The 16,769-nt window shown below is 38.5% G+C and carries 14 protein-coding genes; 5 read left to right on the forward strand and 9 right to left on the reverse strand.

All coding sequences use genetic code 11. The features are described 5' to 3' along the window. Positions 1–72: 72 nt before the first annotated feature. From AB6N04_RS03190 to AB6N04_RS03200, 3 genes are all read right to left on the reverse strand, one after another. Positions 73–894: a helix-turn-helix transcriptional regulator gene (locus AB6N04_RS03190; protein ID WP_369310488.1), complete on the reverse strand. Its 822-nt coding sequence runs from the start codon at positions 892–894 to the stop codon at positions 73–75. A 956-nt stretch (positions 895–1,850) separates the two neighbouring features. Next, a complete protein-coding gene (locus tag AB6N04_RS03195) occupies positions 1,851–2,198 on the reverse strand; it encodes a nitrous oxide-stimulated promoter family protein (RefSeq protein ID WP_369310489.1) in 348 nt (115 codons plus the stop codon). A gap of 210 nt (positions 2,199–2,408) precedes the next feature. Continuing rightward, positions 2,409–2,624 (reverse strand): DUF465 domain-containing protein, encoded by a 216-nt coding sequence (locus AB6N04_RS03200; protein ID WP_369310490.1) that lies wholly within the window; start codon positions 2,622–2,624, stop codon positions 2,409–2,411. Between the two features lie 267 nt (positions 2,625–2,891). Here AB6N04_RS03200 and eco point away from each other — a divergent pair, with 267 nt between their 5' ends. After that, positions 2,892–3,368 carry a serine protease inhibitor ecotin gene (gene eco / locus AB6N04_RS03205; protein WP_369311944.1) on the forward strand — a complete coding sequence of 159 codons (477 nt, stop codon included), beginning with the start codon at positions 2,892–2,894 and terminating at the stop codon, positions 3,366–3,368. A gap of 199 nt (positions 3,369–3,567) precedes the next feature. Here eco and AB6N04_RS03210 read toward each other — a convergent pair whose 3' ends face one another. After that, the gene (locus AB6N04_RS03210) at positions 3,568–4,005 is read right to left on the reverse strand and encodes a universal stress protein (protein ID WP_369310491.1); all 438 of its coding nucleotides are present in this window, start codon (positions 4,003–4,005) and stop codon (positions 3,568–3,570) included. A 300-nt stretch (positions 4,006–4,305) separates the two neighbouring features. Between AB6N04_RS03210 and AB6N04_RS03215 the strand changes: the two genes are divergently transcribed. Both AB6N04_RS03215 and AB6N04_RS03220 read left to right on the forward strand, forming a co-directional pair. After that, the gene (locus tag AB6N04_RS03215) at positions 4,306–5,235 is read left to right on the forward strand and encodes a cation diffusion facilitator family transporter (RefSeq protein ID WP_369310492.1); all 930 of its coding nucleotides are present in this window, start codon (positions 4,306–4,308) and stop codon (positions 5,233–5,235) included. 237 nt (positions 5,236–5,472) lie between these two features. Continuing rightward, positions 5,473–6,513, forward strand: coding sequence for a galactose-1-epimerase (locus tag AB6N04_RS03220; protein WP_369310493.1), 1,041 nt, complete (start codon positions 5,473–5,475; stop codon positions 6,511–6,513). A gap of 192 nt (positions 6,514–6,705) precedes the next feature. Here AB6N04_RS03220 and AB6N04_RS03225 read toward each other — a convergent pair whose 3' ends face one another. Genes AB6N04_RS03225 through prpB form a run of 3 tightly spaced genes read right to left on the reverse strand, consistent with a single transcriptional unit; the run spans position 6,706 to position 10,278 of the window. Then, complete coding sequence (locus AB6N04_RS03225) at positions 6,706–8,160, reverse strand: bifunctional 2-methylcitrate dehydratase/aconitate hydratase (RefSeq protein WP_369310494.1); 1,455 nt, start codon at positions 8,158–8,160, stop codon at positions 6,706–6,708. A 13-nt stretch (positions 8,161–8,173) separates the two neighbouring features. Beyond that, positions 8,174–9,337, reverse strand: coding sequence for a 2-methylcitrate synthase (prpC, locus tag AB6N04_RS03230; protein ID WP_369310495.1), 1,164 nt, complete (start codon positions 9,335–9,337; stop codon positions 8,174–8,176). A gap of 53 nt (positions 9,338–9,390) precedes the next feature. After that, positions 9,391–10,278 carry a methylisocitrate lyase gene (prpB, locus tag AB6N04_RS03235; RefSeq protein WP_369310496.1) on the reverse strand — a complete coding sequence of 296 codons (888 nt, stop codon included), beginning with the start codon at positions 10,276–10,278 and terminating at the stop codon, positions 9,391–9,393. Positions 10,279–10,523: 245 nt separating this feature from the next. Here prpB and prpR point away from each other — a divergent pair, with 245 nt between their 5' ends. Continuing rightward, complete coding sequence (gene prpR / locus AB6N04_RS03240; RefSeq protein WP_369310497.1) at positions 10,524–12,146, forward strand: propionate catabolism operon regulatory protein PrpR; 1,623 nt, start codon at positions 10,524–10,526, stop codon at positions 12,144–12,146. A gap of 571 nt (positions 12,147–12,717) precedes the next feature. After that, the gene (locus AB6N04_RS03245) at positions 12,718–13,860 is read left to right on the forward strand and encodes an MFS transporter (RefSeq protein ID WP_369311946.1); all 1,143 of its coding nucleotides are present in this window, start codon (positions 12,718–12,720) and stop codon (positions 13,858–13,860) included. Between the two features lie 63 nt (positions 13,861–13,923). Here the strand turns inward: AB6N04_RS03245 and AB6N04_RS03250 are convergent, their stop codons facing one another. Next, positions 13,924–14,868, reverse strand: a complete 945-nt coding sequence (locus AB6N04_RS03250; protein ID WP_369310498.1) for an ATP-grasp fold amidoligase family protein — start codon at positions 14,866–14,868, stop codon at positions 13,924–13,926. A gap of 375 nt (positions 14,869–15,243) precedes the next feature. Next, positions 15,244–16,338, reverse strand: coding sequence for a fatty acid desaturase (locus AB6N04_RS03255; RefSeq protein ID WP_369310499.1), 1,095 nt, complete (start codon positions 16,336–16,338; stop codon positions 15,244–15,246). Between the last annotated feature and the right edge of the window lie 431 nt (positions 16,339–16,769).

Here is a 16,769-nt window from a genome sequence, read left to right on the forward strand (position 1 = left end):
GTCAGATTATAGTTACATCAGAGATTTCTATAACTGACAGGGCATGTGTCTATGCTCGGCTTTATTGAGTTATTAAGCAGTTACTCTTGATTTACTCGGGGTATAGCCAAATCGCTTGCGGTAGCTCTGAGTAAAATAAGATTGACTTGAGAAGCCTGCTTCCATCGATATTTCAACAATACTCATTGCAGTATTTACCAATAATTGGTGTGCATACATAATCCGTTTTTCGCTGATCCATGCACGTGGTGACGTGGCGTAAACACTATGAAATAATTCTTTAAAGGTTGTTAGCCCCATACCAAAACTACGAGCGAATTCACTTAAATTCCACTCTTTCAAATAGTTATTTTCCATAAAAATTTGTAAACGTTGGGCTTGGCGGTTGCTTAATTGCTTAAAGTTAGAAAGTAATATTGCACCTTGTTCACTATAGGATAATAACAGTAATAGTTCGCTGATGCGTAATGATACGATAGCGTCTGGGTAATCATGAGTGATAATCGCATTTAAGCTATCTTGGATATTTTCAATTAAAGGATATGACGTAAATTTGATGATATCGGATGCGGTGTCTTCAAACCGTTCGATTTCACTTAACTGTGAGCCATGAACAGTCATAAACTCGCGTAAGAAGTTATCGTCTAAACTGACCCAAAGTAACTGACAATCTGTTGCAAGATCTGATGATTGAAATGAATAAGAGCCTTGTTTGTGGTATAAAATATCCCCTTCATTTAAAACTTGTGCACTTGCTGGCGTCTCTAACAATAAAGTACCTTTTTCGACAATAATAATGCCTTTAGATGTTAAATCGATAATGGTATGTTGCGTATCACTATCGATAGTCATCTTTCGAATCACTTGCTGGTTTAAATTGCTGTTGAATTGCATGGTAGTCACCTAAATAATCACATTCATACGATAAAAAAAACAGTATTAAGATTTAATGTCATAAAATGAAAATTTATTGATATAAAAAATAGACATTTCTTGTATGGTTGAAATTATATAAATCGATTATTTATGTGTCATTTTGTAATTCTAAATATAAATAAATGTTTCAAAATGTAGTTTTTACGAGTTATTTGTGACTTATGCTCGGTTATTTCGATATTTTTTATATGGCTATTTTATTATATTCTGATGTATTGCTGTTTGGTTGGTTTTTTATGCTGAGTTTATTATTGGTGTTGGTTGTAAATTTTTTTTGTTTTTTTACACATTATTGGTGTTTATTTTTGTTGATCTAACACGATCATCATTTTTAGTGTAGTTATCGGTTTTATTACTGTGTTAATAATTGTGATAATATTCGTAAAAAATATTAATTATAAATAATTCTTATGTTTTATATAATTATTGAATTAAGTTATTTGTTTTTTTTATCTTTTTAATAAAATAATTTTATCAAGAAGGCAATTAATGCCTTTAAAATGAGATTTATGTCTCGCTTTTTTATTGATAGGCAGTAGTTATGGTTTTAATAGGTAATATAAATATAGATTTTGGTAATTAGTTATTTTGGGTTACTATTTTTTATCTGAGCGTTTCTTAATCATGAATAGTAAGAGTTACTCAGATAGCGTTATTGAAGGCTAAACACCACCTGTAAATAGCAAAATAGTAAATTTTATAAAAATGCTAATAAAACAGTTAGATATTTATAAATGTCTATTTGGTGTGTTGCATTGAATGAATAAAGCTTTCTTATATGTAAGGATATGCATGCCAAGTGAAAAGCGGTTGAAACTCAAAATCAAAGCTATTTAAGGCGACTGTAAGGAAACAAAAGAAGGGCTTATTGCTGAAGTCGCCTATTGACGTGTATTGATAGGGGCAATTCAATTCTAAGGTGTTCGTTTACGGACTTTTGCTGGTAGAGCAGGGACAGGCTTACGATCATCAAGTAAATGGCGAATAGCAAGTATTGGGTGATGTAATAGCATTTTAGGGCCAGACCAGCGCATGACCAATTTCATCTGCTCACGCATCTTGGGCTGATAACAATGAATAGGGCACTGTTTACAAGCAGGTTTATCTTCACCGTACCGACATTTTTCTAAGCGATTAATGGCGTAAGAGAACAGTTTTTGATAATAATCCAAAGAGTCATTAGGGGCTGGGTGTGCTTTCTCATAGAGGCTGATCATTTTCTCGATGGTTTTAATTTCTCGATTTATTCGTTTGCCAGCCATGATAACCTCCCTGCTAAAATCAAATATGCATTTAATATACATCTTAATGGGTTCAATAGGAAGGTTATGCTGATTTATTGATCGATAGTTTGATGACGTTCAATAATTAGCGCATTAACGAAAAAGAGGGTTAGCTAGCAGGCTCCCCCTCTTTAACTCAACCTCTTAGGTTCTCAATAAAAATAAGGTTATTGAGCTGTTTTTTAAAGGTCATCGACACGATTGCATGATTATTTTTTGCATTTCATCTTTTAGATGTAATTTTTCTTTTTTTAGTTTGGCAACGTGCTCGTTATAACCAGCACCAGAAGGGCCTTCAAGCTGACTAATTTCTTTGTCGAGTTGATGATGTTTTTCGTAGAGCGTTTGAAAACGGGGATGTGTAGAGACTAACTTTGAAACTAAATCTTGATCTGCTGATAACATACTACCTCCTCAGAATGTATTAAGCCTCAAAATTAGTATAAACAGTGTACATATTTTGTGCACTAAATTAGCGGGTAATTTACATTATTTTTATTAATTTTATGATCTTTATACTAAAATTAAGTATTATTACGGTTATCTACTGCATGAAACCTATATTTTTGTAATTAAGAATCATCTATAGTGATAATTACAGTGTAATTGACTTACCATGTAGTAAAGCTTGGAGTTTTTAATTGATTTTTTCTTTTGAAATAGGAATAAATGATGAAAAAAGCGATTTTATCTGTAATGGCAGCCGCACTCGTCTCATCTTGTGCAGTAGCAACTGAGGACTTGGAAAAGATCGCACCATATCCAAAAGCAGAATCAGGTATGACTCGTTATGTGATCCAACTGGATCAGAAGCAGAATGAAAATAACTTTATGGTTGAGTTGGTCATTGGGAAAACAATTAAAGCAGATTGTAACCGTCAATGGTTTATGGGGGAGCTTGATAAGAAAACCTTAGAAGGTTGGGGTTATGATTATTATAAGCTAGATGAAGTGAAAGGACCTGCTTCGACGATGATGGGTTGTACTCAGCCTGCTGAAGAGCGTTTTATTACGACCCAATTAGGTGATGATGCATTTGTTCGTTATAACAGTAAACTCCCTATCGTTGTGTATGTGCCTGAAAAAATGGATGTAAAATACCGTATTTGGTCAACAGAAGATCAGCTAATTAATGCTATCAAAAAATAAAAATGCCGTTAATAGGCGGCATTTCTGAGTGCTGACAAACATAACATGTTTGGCGGCAGGTTGGATAGGTTTTGAAAAATAAGGAAAATCAATATATTGATTTTCGGCTGATAACACAAAGTGGGAAAAACACGCTTTTATCCCACTTTGTTAACAACCTCAAATGCCGCTGATTAGCGGCATTTTTTCACTCGTTATTTTAACGGATCACAAAGACAGATGTTTTTGCATGGCGAACAATTGCGGAAGCTGTTGAACCTAATAAATAGGTTGAAGTGCTTGGGCGATGAGATCCTACCATAATTAAATCTGTATCAATTTCTTGTGCATAATCCAAGATTTCATCTTTCGCTGAACCAATACTTACTTTGCAGTTAATCTGATTGTCCGGCACTTTAATGTCTTTAATAATTTCTTCTAGTGCTCGCATTGCTAAAATAGAACGTTCTGCGGAGTCTTTATGACTCTCTGGCAGTGCAGCGATTTCAATACCAAAAAATAATTCAACACTTGGAATAACGGAGATGAAATGAATTTCAGGTGCCCCTAATGTGGCTAAAGCTTCTACATGTTTTATGATGTCCTGATTCAGTTCATCTTCTAACAAATCAATTGGAACTAGAATTTTTTTATACATAGCCACCTCATCCATATGTTATTTAAAATCGATTATAGCAATTTACTATTAGTATACTATAAGTTAAATAAGCTAGCAGAAGTGCTATTAAGTGCGCATTTATCGTTATTTTAAATAATGAATGCATTTGTAATCAAAAGTAAAACAATAGGCATTTTCATTTGTGGTATCTGATTACAATTTACAGTGAGACATTTCACATTTAATGTGCGAATATTGACTTGTTTTTTGCTTAACTTATTGTTTTAAAAAGTTTATTTAAATGATAATTATTTTGTTTTTCATTAAAGAAATCACATTATGAATAAAAATGAAGTCGTCACTCAGCCAAGCAAGGAATTTGTGGTCCAACAGGCTAAATTTAAGGCTGCGAAAAAAAGTACATTGATTAGTGTGTTGGTTAATACCCTGTTATCTATTTGGCAGATCATCATCGGTATTTTTTCTCACTCATCAGGTTTAATTGCCGATGGGATCCATACCTTATCCGATTTAATTGCGGATTTTGTTGTTCTGATAGCCAATAAAAAGAGCCACAAAAAACCCGATGAAGATCATCCTTATGGTCATTTTCGTTATGAAAATGGGGCGTCACTCATTCTGGGGATTATTTTATTGATTGTTGGGGTTGGGATGGTGTGGTCTGCCATTGAAAAGCTACTTAATCCTGATTTGATCCCTGAAGTTCACATGATTGCTCTGGTTGCAGCGTTGATAGCGTTAGTGGCAAAGGAAGGTTTATTCCGTTATATGTTACATGTAGCAAATAAAGTGAATTCGAGCATGCTAGTGGCAAATGCATGGCATGCACGCTCTGATGCTGCATCCTCTTTGGTTGTGGCTATTGGTATTGTCGGAAGTTTATGTGGGCTGCGCATTTTTGATCCTCTCGCAGCAATGATTGTGGGGACATTTGTTTTCAGAATGGGGTTTAAATTTACCAACCAATCGATGCAAGATTTAATGGATAAGGGTGCTGATGAGGAGACGCTGCAAGAAATTCGTGAGGTATTAAATAATATCAATGAGTTATCTGGTTATCATGATTTGAAAACCCGTAAATCAGGGGATTTCTTATTCGTTGATGTACATTTAGAACTTGATGGAAATATGAGTATTACGCAAGGACATGATATTGCCGTGAACACCCGTAAAAAGTTAATGGAAAACCCACAAATACTCGATGTGATGACTCACTTAGACCCTTACGATAAACACACCAAGCATTAATCAGTCTGTTACCAATCTGTTTCATTAATAACCGAGCGTGGTAATTGCTCGGTTATCTGTTTATCCCACATTAAAGAAATATCTGCTAATAAGTTATTGCACTCCATAGACAACCAGTGGAAAATCAATTTGTTGTTGTGGGATGGAACAACTTTCTGCTCACGTGGGGGCGGTTGAGCAAATATGAATTTTTACCCCCTTTTGTTAAATAGATTACTACCGAATATTGAGGAAAAAATGCGGTTTACTCAAGAACAACGTCACACTATCCGTTCGCCAAAAGTTATTGCTCTGACTAATCAAAATGGTATGAAAATTTTACTCACAAGTTTAGGGGCCAGTTGGGTCAGCTGCATATTGCCTTTAGCGAGTGGCAAGCGAGATGTGGTTTTAGGGTCACCGAATATGGCGAAACAGATGGAACAGGGGGTTTATCTTGGTGCTACCGTGGGACGGGTTGCAAACCGCATTTGTGGCTCTCGGTTCAGGTTAAATGGGCAGCAATATGCGATTTCCAATAATCAAGACAACCACTGTTTACACGGTGGGAAAGACAACTTTAGTTATCGAATTTGGGGAATTATTCAGCCAAGCCCTTGCAAGGCAATCTTTTCCTTAATTTCCCCTGTTGGGGATCAAGGCTTTCCTGGGGCATTATCCGTTGAGGTAAGTTATGAACTAACGGAAGATAACCAAGTGGTTATTGATTATAAATACCAGTCAACGGAAGATTGCCCTGTTAATCTGACAAATCACACCTATTTTAATCTGGCAGGAGAGGATTCGGCTCGAACCGCTTTTGAACATGACTTGCAAATTGAGGCTGATACCTTTTTACCGACAACCGATGAAGGGCTCCCGACAGGAGAGTGGCGCGATGTGACAGATACGCATTTTGATTTTCGCCAGAGAAAGCGTATAGGTCGTGATTTTTTACAGGATGATGTACAAGCCGCAGTGGGGGGATATGACCACACATTTATTTTCAATAGTGGTATGGCGGATGGGCAGCATACTGTGGCAACGTTGGGCGCACCTAATGGTGATGTGCAGATGAACATCGCAACAACAATGCCGGCGATGCACGTTTATAGTGGCAATCAATTATTTGCTATTGCAGGAAAAAGCCAAACCTATACGGCGTATTCAGGTGTGGTATTAGCGGCACAATTTCCACCTGATGGGATTAACCATCCTGAATGGGGCGAATTATACAGTGGTATTGCAGCGGCACAACGCATTTACACCAGTCAAACTCGCTATCAATTTATATTCTAATTGTGGTGTTAGGGATGGGCAAAATAATAAGGATAACAGCTTGGTTTTATTCACGTTTTGATATTTAGTGAAGGTTAACATATTGATTTTTCTGTTTTATTATAAAAACCATTCAACCTGCCGCCAAATTCTGTATGTTTATCCGTAGATTGAGCGCCGCAATTTCGCGGCGCTTTAGCATTAAAGATGAAGTTAAATCACAAATAAATCCATATATTCATTCACTGGCATTTTCTCTAACATGGGTTTGTCGAGAGATGCCTGAAGGATGCGTAATTGCTGTGCTTCAGGAAATTGCCTTGCTAGATTTATCCTAAATTTCTGTAATAGCAGAGGTATCCCCTCTTTACGACGACGTTTATGACCAACCGGATATTCAATCACGACCTCATCCAATACTTGGCCATCTTTTAACGTAATAGTTAATCCATTAGTAATTGAACGCTTTTCTGGATCATGGTAGTCGGCGGTAAATTGGCTGTCTTCATGGCAATGCATCTTGGCACGCAGTGCATCAATACGGCTATCTTGTGCAATATTGTCTTCATAGTCGGCGGCGGTGAGTCGACCAAAAATCAATGGCACAGCCACCATATATTGAATGCAATGATCACGGTCAGCGGGGTTATTTAATGGCCCTTTTTTATCAATGATACGGATACAAGCTTCATGGGTACGGATGGCAATTGACGCAATGTCATCCGCACTTTTACCCATCTCTGCTAATGTTTGATGAAGCTGTAATGCAGCCTCGACGGCAGTTTGTGAGTGAAACTCAGCGGGGAACGAAATTTTAAACAGCACGTTTTCCATGACATAGGAGCCATAAGGGCGCTGGAAACGAAGGGGCTGGCCATTAAATAAAACATCATAAAATCCCCACGTTTTCGCGCTTAATGCACTTGGATAGCCCATTTCCCCTTTTTGTGCCATCAATGCTAATCGAACAGCTCGAGAGGTTGCATCACCTGCCGCCCACGATTTGCGTGAACCGGTGTTCGGCGCATGGCGATAAGTTCGCAAGCTATGCCCATCGATCCATGCTTGGGAAACGGCATTGAGGATCTGCTCTCGACTTAAACCTAACATTTGTGCGACAACAGCCGTTGATGCCACTTTGACCAAAATAACGTGGTCTAGCCCCACTTTATTAAAGGCGTTCTCCAGAGCAATACACCCTTGGATTTCGTGTGCTTTGATCATGGCTGTTAATACATCTTTGATGACTAACGGTTTTTTACCTTTTGCTAGATTTTCCCGAGATAACCAATCCGCCGTAGCAAGGATACCGCCTAAGTTATCTGATGGATGCCCCCATTCAGCAGCAAGCCAAGTATCATTAAAATCAAGCCAACGGCACATTGTGCCTATATTAAAGGCACCTTGGACCGGGTCTAACTGAAATTGCGTGCCAGGAATTTTAGTGCCATTTGGAACGACAGTTCCCGGTACTATTGGCCCCAGTAATTTTTTACAAGCGGGGTATTCCAATGATTCCATGCCGCAACCTAGGGTGTCTAGCAGGCAATGATAGGCGGTATCGTAGGCTAATTCAGAAACAATCGGATAATTCATTACATAATCAACGATATCGCTGATCACGCTATCAAATTCAATGGGTTGAGAATTGTCGGTTTGTGTTGTCATTATTTTACCTTAATTAACGCTGTTCTATTGGAATGAATAATTGATTTTCTGGCCCAATATAATTGGCTGATGGGCGAATAATTTTGTTGTCTTGCCGCTGTTCAAGAATATGTGCAGACCAGCCTGCTGTTCGCGCCATCACAAATAAAGGCGTAAACATATCAGTAGGCACCCCCATTAAGTGATAAGCCACTGCGGAAAACCAATCTAAATTAGGGAACATACCTTTTTCGCGCTTCATTACCGATTCAATACGGTCGGCGATACTATATAAGTGACGATTTACATTCTGCTCAGATAACTGCAATGCTACAGATTTAATGATGGGGTGGCGTGGGTCTGCAAGGGTGTAAACTGGGTGGCCAAAGCCAATAATAACCTCTTTATTATGAATACGGGCGATGATATCTTGCTCCGCTTCATCCATCGAGGCATAACGCTGTTGAATTTCTAATGAAACTTCATTTGCGCCACCATGCTTCGGACCTCGTAAAGCGGCTATTGCCCCGGTTATCGCCGAATAAAAATCGGTACCAGTACCAGCAATCACGCGAGCTGCAAATGTTGAAGCGTTAAATTCATGTTCTGCATATAAAATGGCGGCTATATGCATAAATTTTTCCCATTGAACAGGGGGCTTTTTGCCATGCAGCAAATGTAAAAAATGGGCCCCAATTGAATCGTCATCAGTTTGTGTTTCTATACGACGACCATGGTGGCTGAAGTGGTACCAGTACAGCAGCATGGAGCCTAATGATGCCAATAAACGATCGGCAATCTCTTTTGCCCCTGAAAATGGGTGGGCGTCTTTTTCGGGCAGTACACACCCCATCATTGATACCCCAGTTCGCATCACATCCATCGGGTGGGCGTTAGCAGGGATGGATTCCAAGGTATTTTTCACACTTGCAGGTAACCCGCGATAGGATCGCAGCTTTTCTTTATAGGCAATGAGCTCGGTTTGTGTGGGGAGCTTATCGTGGATCAGTAAGTGTGCGACTTCTTCAAATTCACATTGGGTGGCTAAATCATGGATATCAAACCCACGATAATGAAGGTCGTTCCCATTACGCCCCACGGTACAAAGTGCGGTATTTCCCGCAGGAACACCTGAAAGCGCAACGGATTTTTTAGGTTTAAATTGTGGATTTTCAGTGCTACTAAGTTGTTCGTTCATCGTAATTTCCTTGTAAGGGAGAGTGGCGGTTCAACTTGGTGCCGTGGGGGTGCCTATGATTTTTTTTGAGAAAATAGGGCATCCAATTTTTTTTCGTAATCGTAGTAATGAATACTTTGGTAAAGTTCATCACGCGTTTGCATCAGTGAAACGACATTTTTTTGCGTACCGTCATGACGTATGGCGGCATACACCTGCTCTGCGGCTTTATTCATTGCACGAAAAGCAGACAGTGGGTAAAGGGCGATAGCAATACCGACACTGCGAAGTTCATCTAAAGTAAATAAAGGGGTTTGGCCAAATTCGGTCAGATTGGCGAGCACTGGGGCGGACGTGTTTTTCGTAAACTGTTGATACATTGACAGTTCGGTAATAGCTTCAGGAAATAGCATATCTGCGCCAGCATCAAGATAAGCTTGAGCGCGCTCAAGAGCAGCATCAAGACCTTCGACGGCTAATGCATCAGTGCGAGCCATAATGACAAAACTATCATCGGTACGGGCATCTACCGCTGCTTTGATCCTATCAACCATTTCTTGTGTTGATACGATTTCTTTATTCGGGCGATGACCACAACGTTTTGCGCCGACTTGATCTTCAAGGTGTAACCCCGCCGCACCTGCTTTACAAAATGATTTAACGGTGCGGGCAACATTAAAGGCAGAAGGACCAAAGCCAATATCGGCATCAACCATCAGGGGTAACTCGCAGACATCGGTAATGCGGCGAATATCAATCAATACATCATCTAAGGTGGAGATCCCTAAGTCTGGCATACCCAAGGAACCCGCAGCGACCCCACCACCGGATAAATAAATGGCTTTATAACCTGCTTGTTGAGCTAAAAGGGCATGATTAGCATTTATTGTCCCCACTAACTGAAGGGGCGATTCTTGAGTGACAGCATCGCGAAATTTTTGACCGGCAGGAATAAACGACATAATGGCCTCTTAATTGTTAATAAGTTGTCATGTATTTATGGTAACTATAATGATAGTAGCAATTGCCATGCCAATTATTTTGAAAATGAATGTTTTTAATAAAAGCTTAAAAATTAGTAAGTTAAAAAATATTGAGTTTGTGATAAAGAAAACAAATTTGGCATCATTGATTAGATTGTTTCAATGAAACAGATTATTGTTAACTTAATGTATTATTGAAACATAACGATGAGGCAGTGAAACAGATGGAAAAACCGATTATTTGGACCGTGTCTGTTTCGCGGTTATATACACTTTTTCGTGATATTAGCCCTGAATTTAGTGAGCAAGCAGAAATAACACCACTAAACCTCGGCTTTGAACAGGCGGTGGACGCCCTACGTGAGAGGCTAAAGCAGGGGCATTGTGATGCTATCATCAGTGCTGGTTCAAATGGCGCCTATCTGAAAAGCCATGTTTCAGTCCCCGTTATTATTGTTAATATCAACGGGTTTGATGTTATGCAGGCACTTGCGAAAGCGCGGGAGATCAGCGATAAAATCGGCATTATTAATTATAAAACCACCATTCCTTCTTTAACCGATTTTCAACAGCGTTTTGCATTGCAAATTGAGCAGCGCAGTTATGTTACCGCTGAAGATGCGAGAGCACAGCTTAAGGCATTGAAAGCCATGGGGATCTCCGTCGTTGTCGGAGCCGGATTAATTATGGATTTAGCGGATGAAATGGGGATGACGGGGGTTTTTGTTTATTCAACTCAAACCATACGACAGGCCTTTTCTGATGCCATTGAATTAAGCCGTATGTCTCACCATAACCGCCATTCATCAGACAAGTATTTGCCCGTATCTTCATCGAAACTTCGCTATACAATCAATGACTTAATTGGTTCTTCATTATCAATGGAGCGCGTAAAGCAGGCTATTATGCTGTATGCACGTTCAGACGCGACGGTGTTAATTCAAGGGGAGAGCGGAACAGGAAAAGAAATGGTGGCGCAAGCTATCCACCATGAATTTACTTTATTTAATCAACACAAGCGCAGTAAGCAGCAAATGCCGTTTGTTGCGGTTAACTGTGGTGCGATCCCTGAAACATTATTAGAAGCAGAACTATTTGGTTATGAGGAAGGCGCATTTACGGGGTCACGGCGTGGGGGGCGAGCTGGCTTATTTGAGTTGGCTCATGGTGGTACATTATTTTTAGATGAAATTGGTGAAATGCCGCTAGCGTTACAAACACGGCTTTTACGTGTGCTAGAAGAGCGTTCTGTTGTACGAGTCGGTGGCTATAAACCCTTACAAGTCAATGTTCGTGTGATTTGTGCTACGCATTGCCATTTGGATGATTGGGTAAAACAAGGACGCTTTCGTGCCGATCTTTTTTACCGTTTAGGGGTGCTACGAATGCAAGTTCCTGCACTTACTGAACGAGGTGACGATATTTTTGTTCTTGCAGAACGGCTATTAAAACTGGCTTTTGCAGGGTTGGTCTTGCCGCTGCCCGCATTTCGTGTACAGCAGCTGTTAAGTTGTCGTGATTTTTTTCTCAATTACACGTGGCCGGGGAATGTCCGTGAGTTGCGAAATTTAATGGAACGGGTCGCACTTTATTGCAGCGCATACCCCGAAAAGCTTATTAGTGAGGAGATGCTGAGGAGCTTGTCTCCCGAGCGCAAATGGGTAACAGGTGACCATGATGCGGTAATGACTAATAGTGAAGAATCACTTACTGACGTGATGGCTCGGTTTAATGGCGATCGCAAAGCGGTAGCGCGATATCTAGGTATTAGTAGAACAACGTTATGGCGTCGCCTTTGCGCGTTAGAAAAAACGGGATCGGTCAGTGACGATGCAAGCAATAATTAATTTGTCGTCACGGAATAAGTATTTCGGCTAAAAATCGAATAAATTAATGAGGGCGTGATAAAAGAGAGAATTAAATTATGTATATTTATCACCTAAGCTAAAAAGTTTCTTTGAATAAAATGATTAAGTGAGAGATGCAAGGGGGAATGAAAATAAATAATTTTATCATTTAGCACATTTAGCACATTTAGCACATTTAGCATATGACTTAAGTTGTATCAAATCGTAACAAAAAAAAGTGATTTCGTGATTTTTTATTTTATTGATTTTTAATGATTTTGTTTGTTTTTTCTCGCGTTATTGACCTAAATTTCCCTTCGGGAAAAATGTGATTTTTCTCACATAAATTATTTTACTAGTCACCATTAGATTTTCTCATTTTAACTTACCGAGTGAACGTTCTATATTGCGCTCAAATCAGTCTTATTTTTATATCTTACTACTGCACTAATCGCCGAAATGTGCTCCTTTTCTAAGAGCACAGCCTTCTCGTATTCTACGATGTAGTTGCAGCGCATATTATTTATTTTTATTTGTTGGAGAGTGGGGCGTGAATCAGTCCACTACGATGATGCGCAAACGCGATAATGCATTCGTTCCTGTTGCAGGGTTAACCATTTTTGCTATTGCATCGGGTTATTTAATGAGCTTAATCCCATTATCAATGGGGAGTTTCGGAATTGATACGCAGTACGCTGGTTGGTTAGCGAGTGCCTACTATATCGGTTTATTAATGGGTTCTATGCTAATCGAACCTGTGATCGCCAAAATTGGTCACCGCCTTTCTTTTATTGGTTTTTTACTGATGTTAGCCGCAACGGTTGTTGTTTTGCCGTGGACACCCTCTGTTGAGGCATGGTTACCTAACCGTTTAATAGCAGGTATTGCTGTCGCGGGTATCTTTGTGGTCGTGGAATCTTGGTTACTGATAGGTGATAGCCCAAGAGAGCGCGCTAAACGTTTAAGTTTTTATATGACATCACTGTATGGTGGTACAACCCTAGGTCAGTTGGCTATAGGATTTATTGGAACTCAAGGCGCATACCCTTTTATGGTTGTTTTAGGTCTATTGTTATTAGCAATATGCCCCCCCTTATTTGTTCGTCAAGGGCAGCCTGATAGCGCTTCTCATCAAAAATTATCTTTGAAAAAGATTTCGAGACTTAGCAAGCCGGCCATTATTGGTTGTATGGTTTCGGGGATCACCATGGGAACAATTTACGGATTGATGCCATTATCATTGAAAAAAGATCAATTCACGACTGACCAAGTTGGGGTTTTAATGGCCTCGATTATATTAGGTGGTATGTTGATCCAGCCTGTAGTCAGTAAACTTTCAGTTCTGATGAGTAAAACGTTGTTATTAGCCATGGTGTCTCTATTAGGAGTATTCGCGATGGGGGTTATCTATGTCTCTAGCGATTACTTAGTGATGATCGTGGCATTAGCCCTGTTAGGGATGTCTTCATTTGCGCTATACCCAATTGCAATTACTTTAGCGTGTGACAATCTCGACTCATCTTACATTGTTGCTGCAACACAAGTAATGCTATTTAGTTATAGTATTGGTTCAGCAATGGGGCCAATCGCGGCGGGGACACTGTTAAGCCAGCATAATGGTTTAGTGGATTTCTTCTTTATTGTGTTGCTGGTGACGGCAATTTATATGCTAATAGCAAGCTTACGTCGTAAAGCGAGTGTCTTGGCAAATTAAGTATCTAAATAAAAAAGTAGTTTCTTAAAAGCTCTGTGATCTCACAGAGCTTTTTTTATGGAATTATTTTTTCTTGTGGACTGGGGCTGTTGATAATCCCCCCTCTAGAGGGATGTAGCCTGAGGACTGAGTGATACGTTGTTCCCAGAGCTCCCCTAACTTGAAATCCCACGATAAGGGCGATATTTCTGTTCTTCCTGCATTGGGTGCAAAGGTGAGTTCACTAAAATACAGGGTGTTCTCATCAGACATTAAAAAATCAGCGCGGCAATAATCAAATGGTGTGACGAGGATTTCAGCCAAGCGAAGCATTTCTTTAAACAGTGGCGGCTCGGGTACCGGCTCTAGCATATTTGGATAGCCAAAGGTGACGGGTTGTAGCTGCCAGTTGATATCGTAAATATTGATAAATTCTTCACCTGTTTCATCAGTATAATCTATTTCTGCGTAAACGGGTTTGCCCGAAAAACAGTGTATCCGACAGGTTTCTGGGACTAGTTTTCTATTTTTATTCGCGAATAGGTCAATATATTTTTCACAAATAATATAGGGTGAAATATTTTTATAGTGGCGTTCACGGGTAATATAATAAAGGTTTTTGATTAAATGGAATGACAATTTATTTTTAGCATATCGCCAATCAAATTTCGCTTTATCTCGACAAATAATACTACTGCCGCTGTCGTGATTGCATTTAAGAACAAATTTATCTGGAAGGGCATCAATATCTATTTCATCGACATTCCGGTAAGTTGCTAAGATAGGAACTAAATATTCCTCTCCAATTGTCCGGCTGATGTAATCCCTAACGGCTAGTTTATCAGCATACTGTGTGTAAAGGGGGTTTTTATCGCGTAGCATTCTAAAGTTAACCTTTTCATTGAAGCTTTTAGGGGCTTTAAAATCAGGGCGATAATTCAGTTTTTTAGTAAATTTATTAGCAAGATAGAGCTTATCACTAATAATAAGTGTACGTAGTTTTTTTATAATGTACTCTGCTTTTTTCATGCGAGTGTCAACCATTCTATAAAATGTAGTGTGTAAATTAGAAATATTATTTTTATATAGAGTATATTTTGAATAACTTAAATGGAGTGTCAATAAGTGTAATAGAGAGTTTAATAATTTCTTAATAAATTAAAACTAAACAAAACATAAATGAGTAATAAATTAATTAATATTACAGGGTTTATTGATTAAATTTATATCAATAATCAAATCAATTGTTTTAATTATTCATCAAAAACAATACGGGTATTTTATCGTTAAATAGTATCAAATTGAATATTGTTAAACCTTAAGAGTTATTTAAAAAAGCGTTAGTTAATTTATTGAGTAACTATTGTTATATCACAGTTACTCAATTTGTTTAGCTAAATACACTTAGCGCGGTTGAGTTCCCATCTGCTTTAAAAAACGGATCTGTGCAGCCACTAGCGCATTATAGCTAATACAGCGATAAGGCATGTTGTGCTGTGCAGCTAACTTTTCCAAAATGTTTGCCAAAGCGGGATAATGACGATGATGCCAATTGGGAAAAAGGTGATGAGTCAGGTGATAATTAAGCCCACCGGTTAAGCGCCATAGGCAGTGTGGCGTTGGTAGCCAATCACAGGCGGTGACAAAGTTATGATGATACCAACCATGTTTAATTTGTTTATCTTCTGGTGCAGTAAAAAACTGTGTTTCAGCCCAATGTGTTCCTAACAGTAAATAGATAACAAAAATGGAAGCTATCATCTGGCTTAAAATGTATGTAGCTAAAATTGCCGTTATACCTATCCCATTATCATGGGCAAAAAATAAGGGTAATCCCAACATCAGCAATAAATGCCCTAATTTGCTCCCAAGAAACAGTGCCCAGCCTTTTTTCCCTTGTAGTATCTTTTTATCTTTCAGACGAGTTTTTCCTGTTCTATCCGACCAGTCAAAAACCAGTGCAATCCAGGTTAAAGAAAAGGAAGCAATCAAAGGCCAATAGATATGTTGATACTTCATAAAAGGTCGCCATGTTTGAAACGGCGTTTGGCGAAAGATACCATTTTCTTCCGTATCTAAGTCATAATCTTCAATATTGGCAAAGTGGTGGTGATAGTGAACATGGCGAGTTCGCCAAAATTCTGGTTCTAATCCTAAGGGTAAGGTAACGAAACGGCCGAATACTCGATTCATCCAGCCTTTTTTAAATAGCGTATTATGGCATGCATCATGTTGTCCAATCACATTGAGAAACATAATGAGCAGAACAAAAATAAAGTAGAATAAACTGTAGGTTAATGTGGATGAGGTAAACAGTGTAGGGAGGTAGCATAAAATTGCAATGCTGAATAAGGTGACGATCACAGCAATATCGATTGTACTCGCATATACATGATCCTGTTTACTTTGAAGATACTCTTGGCTGGCTTGCTTTAAAGCCATATGGAAATGCTGTTCATCATCACTGGAAAATGTTAGTTCAATCTTTTTTGGGGGCATAACAGCTCTCATTGGTATTACTATTTTTTAGAGTATATCGTTGTTAACCCAAAAGTAGCAAAATATATATGAAAATTTAAAGTTATTTAGACTTATTCCTATAGATAAAATAATACAAATAAAATGAATTTATTTGTACAAATAAATAATATTAGCAATTTGTGCTTAATAATATTTTTTTAAGCTTGGCTAATAGTTTAATTTAATTGATGGTATTGGGGGCTGTATTTAACCAGTGTGATTGTATTTGCGAGTTTTTTAAGAAAGGATTGCCTACATCCGTGTAGAATAGTCCTTTAATAATAAGGTAACAAGGAAAGTTGTGTCTGTCTGTAATAAATTATAATGAAAAGTGTTTAAATCTATTTACAAGGTTAATTATAAATATATGTTATCATTTATACGCCTTTCAAGAGAGTGTATTTCAGATT

Origin of the sequence: Providencia rettgeri (assembly GCF_041075285.1) — a bacterium.
Taxonomy (GTDB): Bacteria; Pseudomonadota; Gammaproteobacteria; order Enterobacterales; family Enterobacteriaceae; genus Providencia; species Providencia rettgeri_G.

Bases quoted from the DNA above. Each gene is read 5' to 3' on its own strand.
- AB6N04_RS03190 (WP_369310488.1), bottom strand. From the start codon at position 894: ATGCAATTCAACAGCAATTTAAACCAGCAAGTGATTCGAAAGATGACT.
- AB6N04_RS03195 (WP_369310489.1), bottom strand. From the start codon at position 2,198: ATGGCTGGCAAACGAATAAATCGAGAAATTAAAACCATCGAGAAAATG.
- AB6N04_RS03200 (WP_369310490.1), bottom strand. From the start codon at position 2,624: ATGTTATCAGCAGATCAAGATTTAGTTTCAAAGTTAGTCTCTACACAT.
- eco (WP_369311944.1), top strand. From the start codon at position 2,892: ATGAAAAAAGCGATTTTATCTGTAATGGCAGCCGCACTCGTCTCATCT.
- AB6N04_RS03210 (WP_369310491.1), bottom strand. From the start codon at position 4,005: ATGTATAAAAAAATTCTAGTTCCAATTGATTTGTTAGAAGATGAACTG.
- AB6N04_RS03215 (WP_369310492.1), top strand. From the start codon at position 4,306: ATGAATAAAAATGAAGTCGTCACTCAGCCAAGCAAGGAATTTGTGGTC.
- AB6N04_RS03220 (WP_369310493.1), top strand. From the start codon at position 5,473: ATGCGGTTTACTCAAGAACAACGTCACACTATCCGTTCGCCAAAAGTT.
- AB6N04_RS03225 (WP_369310494.1), bottom strand. From the start codon at position 8,160: ATGACAACACAAACCGACAATTCTCAACCCATTGAATTTGATAGCGTG.
- prpC (WP_369310495.1), bottom strand. From the start codon at position 9,337: ATGAACGAACAACTTAGTAGCACTGAAAATCCACAATTTAAACCTAAA.
- prpB (WP_369310496.1), bottom strand. From the start codon at position 10,278: ATGTCGTTTATTCCTGCCGGTCAAAAATTTCGCGATGCTGTCACTCAA.
- prpR (WP_369310497.1), top strand. From the start codon at position 10,524: ATGGAAAAACCGATTATTTGGACCGTGTCTGTTTCGCGGTTATATACA.
- AB6N04_RS03245 (WP_369311946.1), top strand. From the start codon at position 12,718: ATGCGCAAACGCGATAATGCATTCGTTCCTGTTGCAGGGTTAACCATT.
- AB6N04_RS03250 (WP_369310498.1), bottom strand. From the start codon at position 14,868: ATGAAAAAAGCAGAGTACATTATAAAAAAACTACGTACACTTATTATT.
- AB6N04_RS03255 (WP_369310499.1), bottom strand. From the start codon at position 16,338: ATGCCCCCAAAAAAGATTGAACTAACATTTTCCAGTGATGATGAACAG.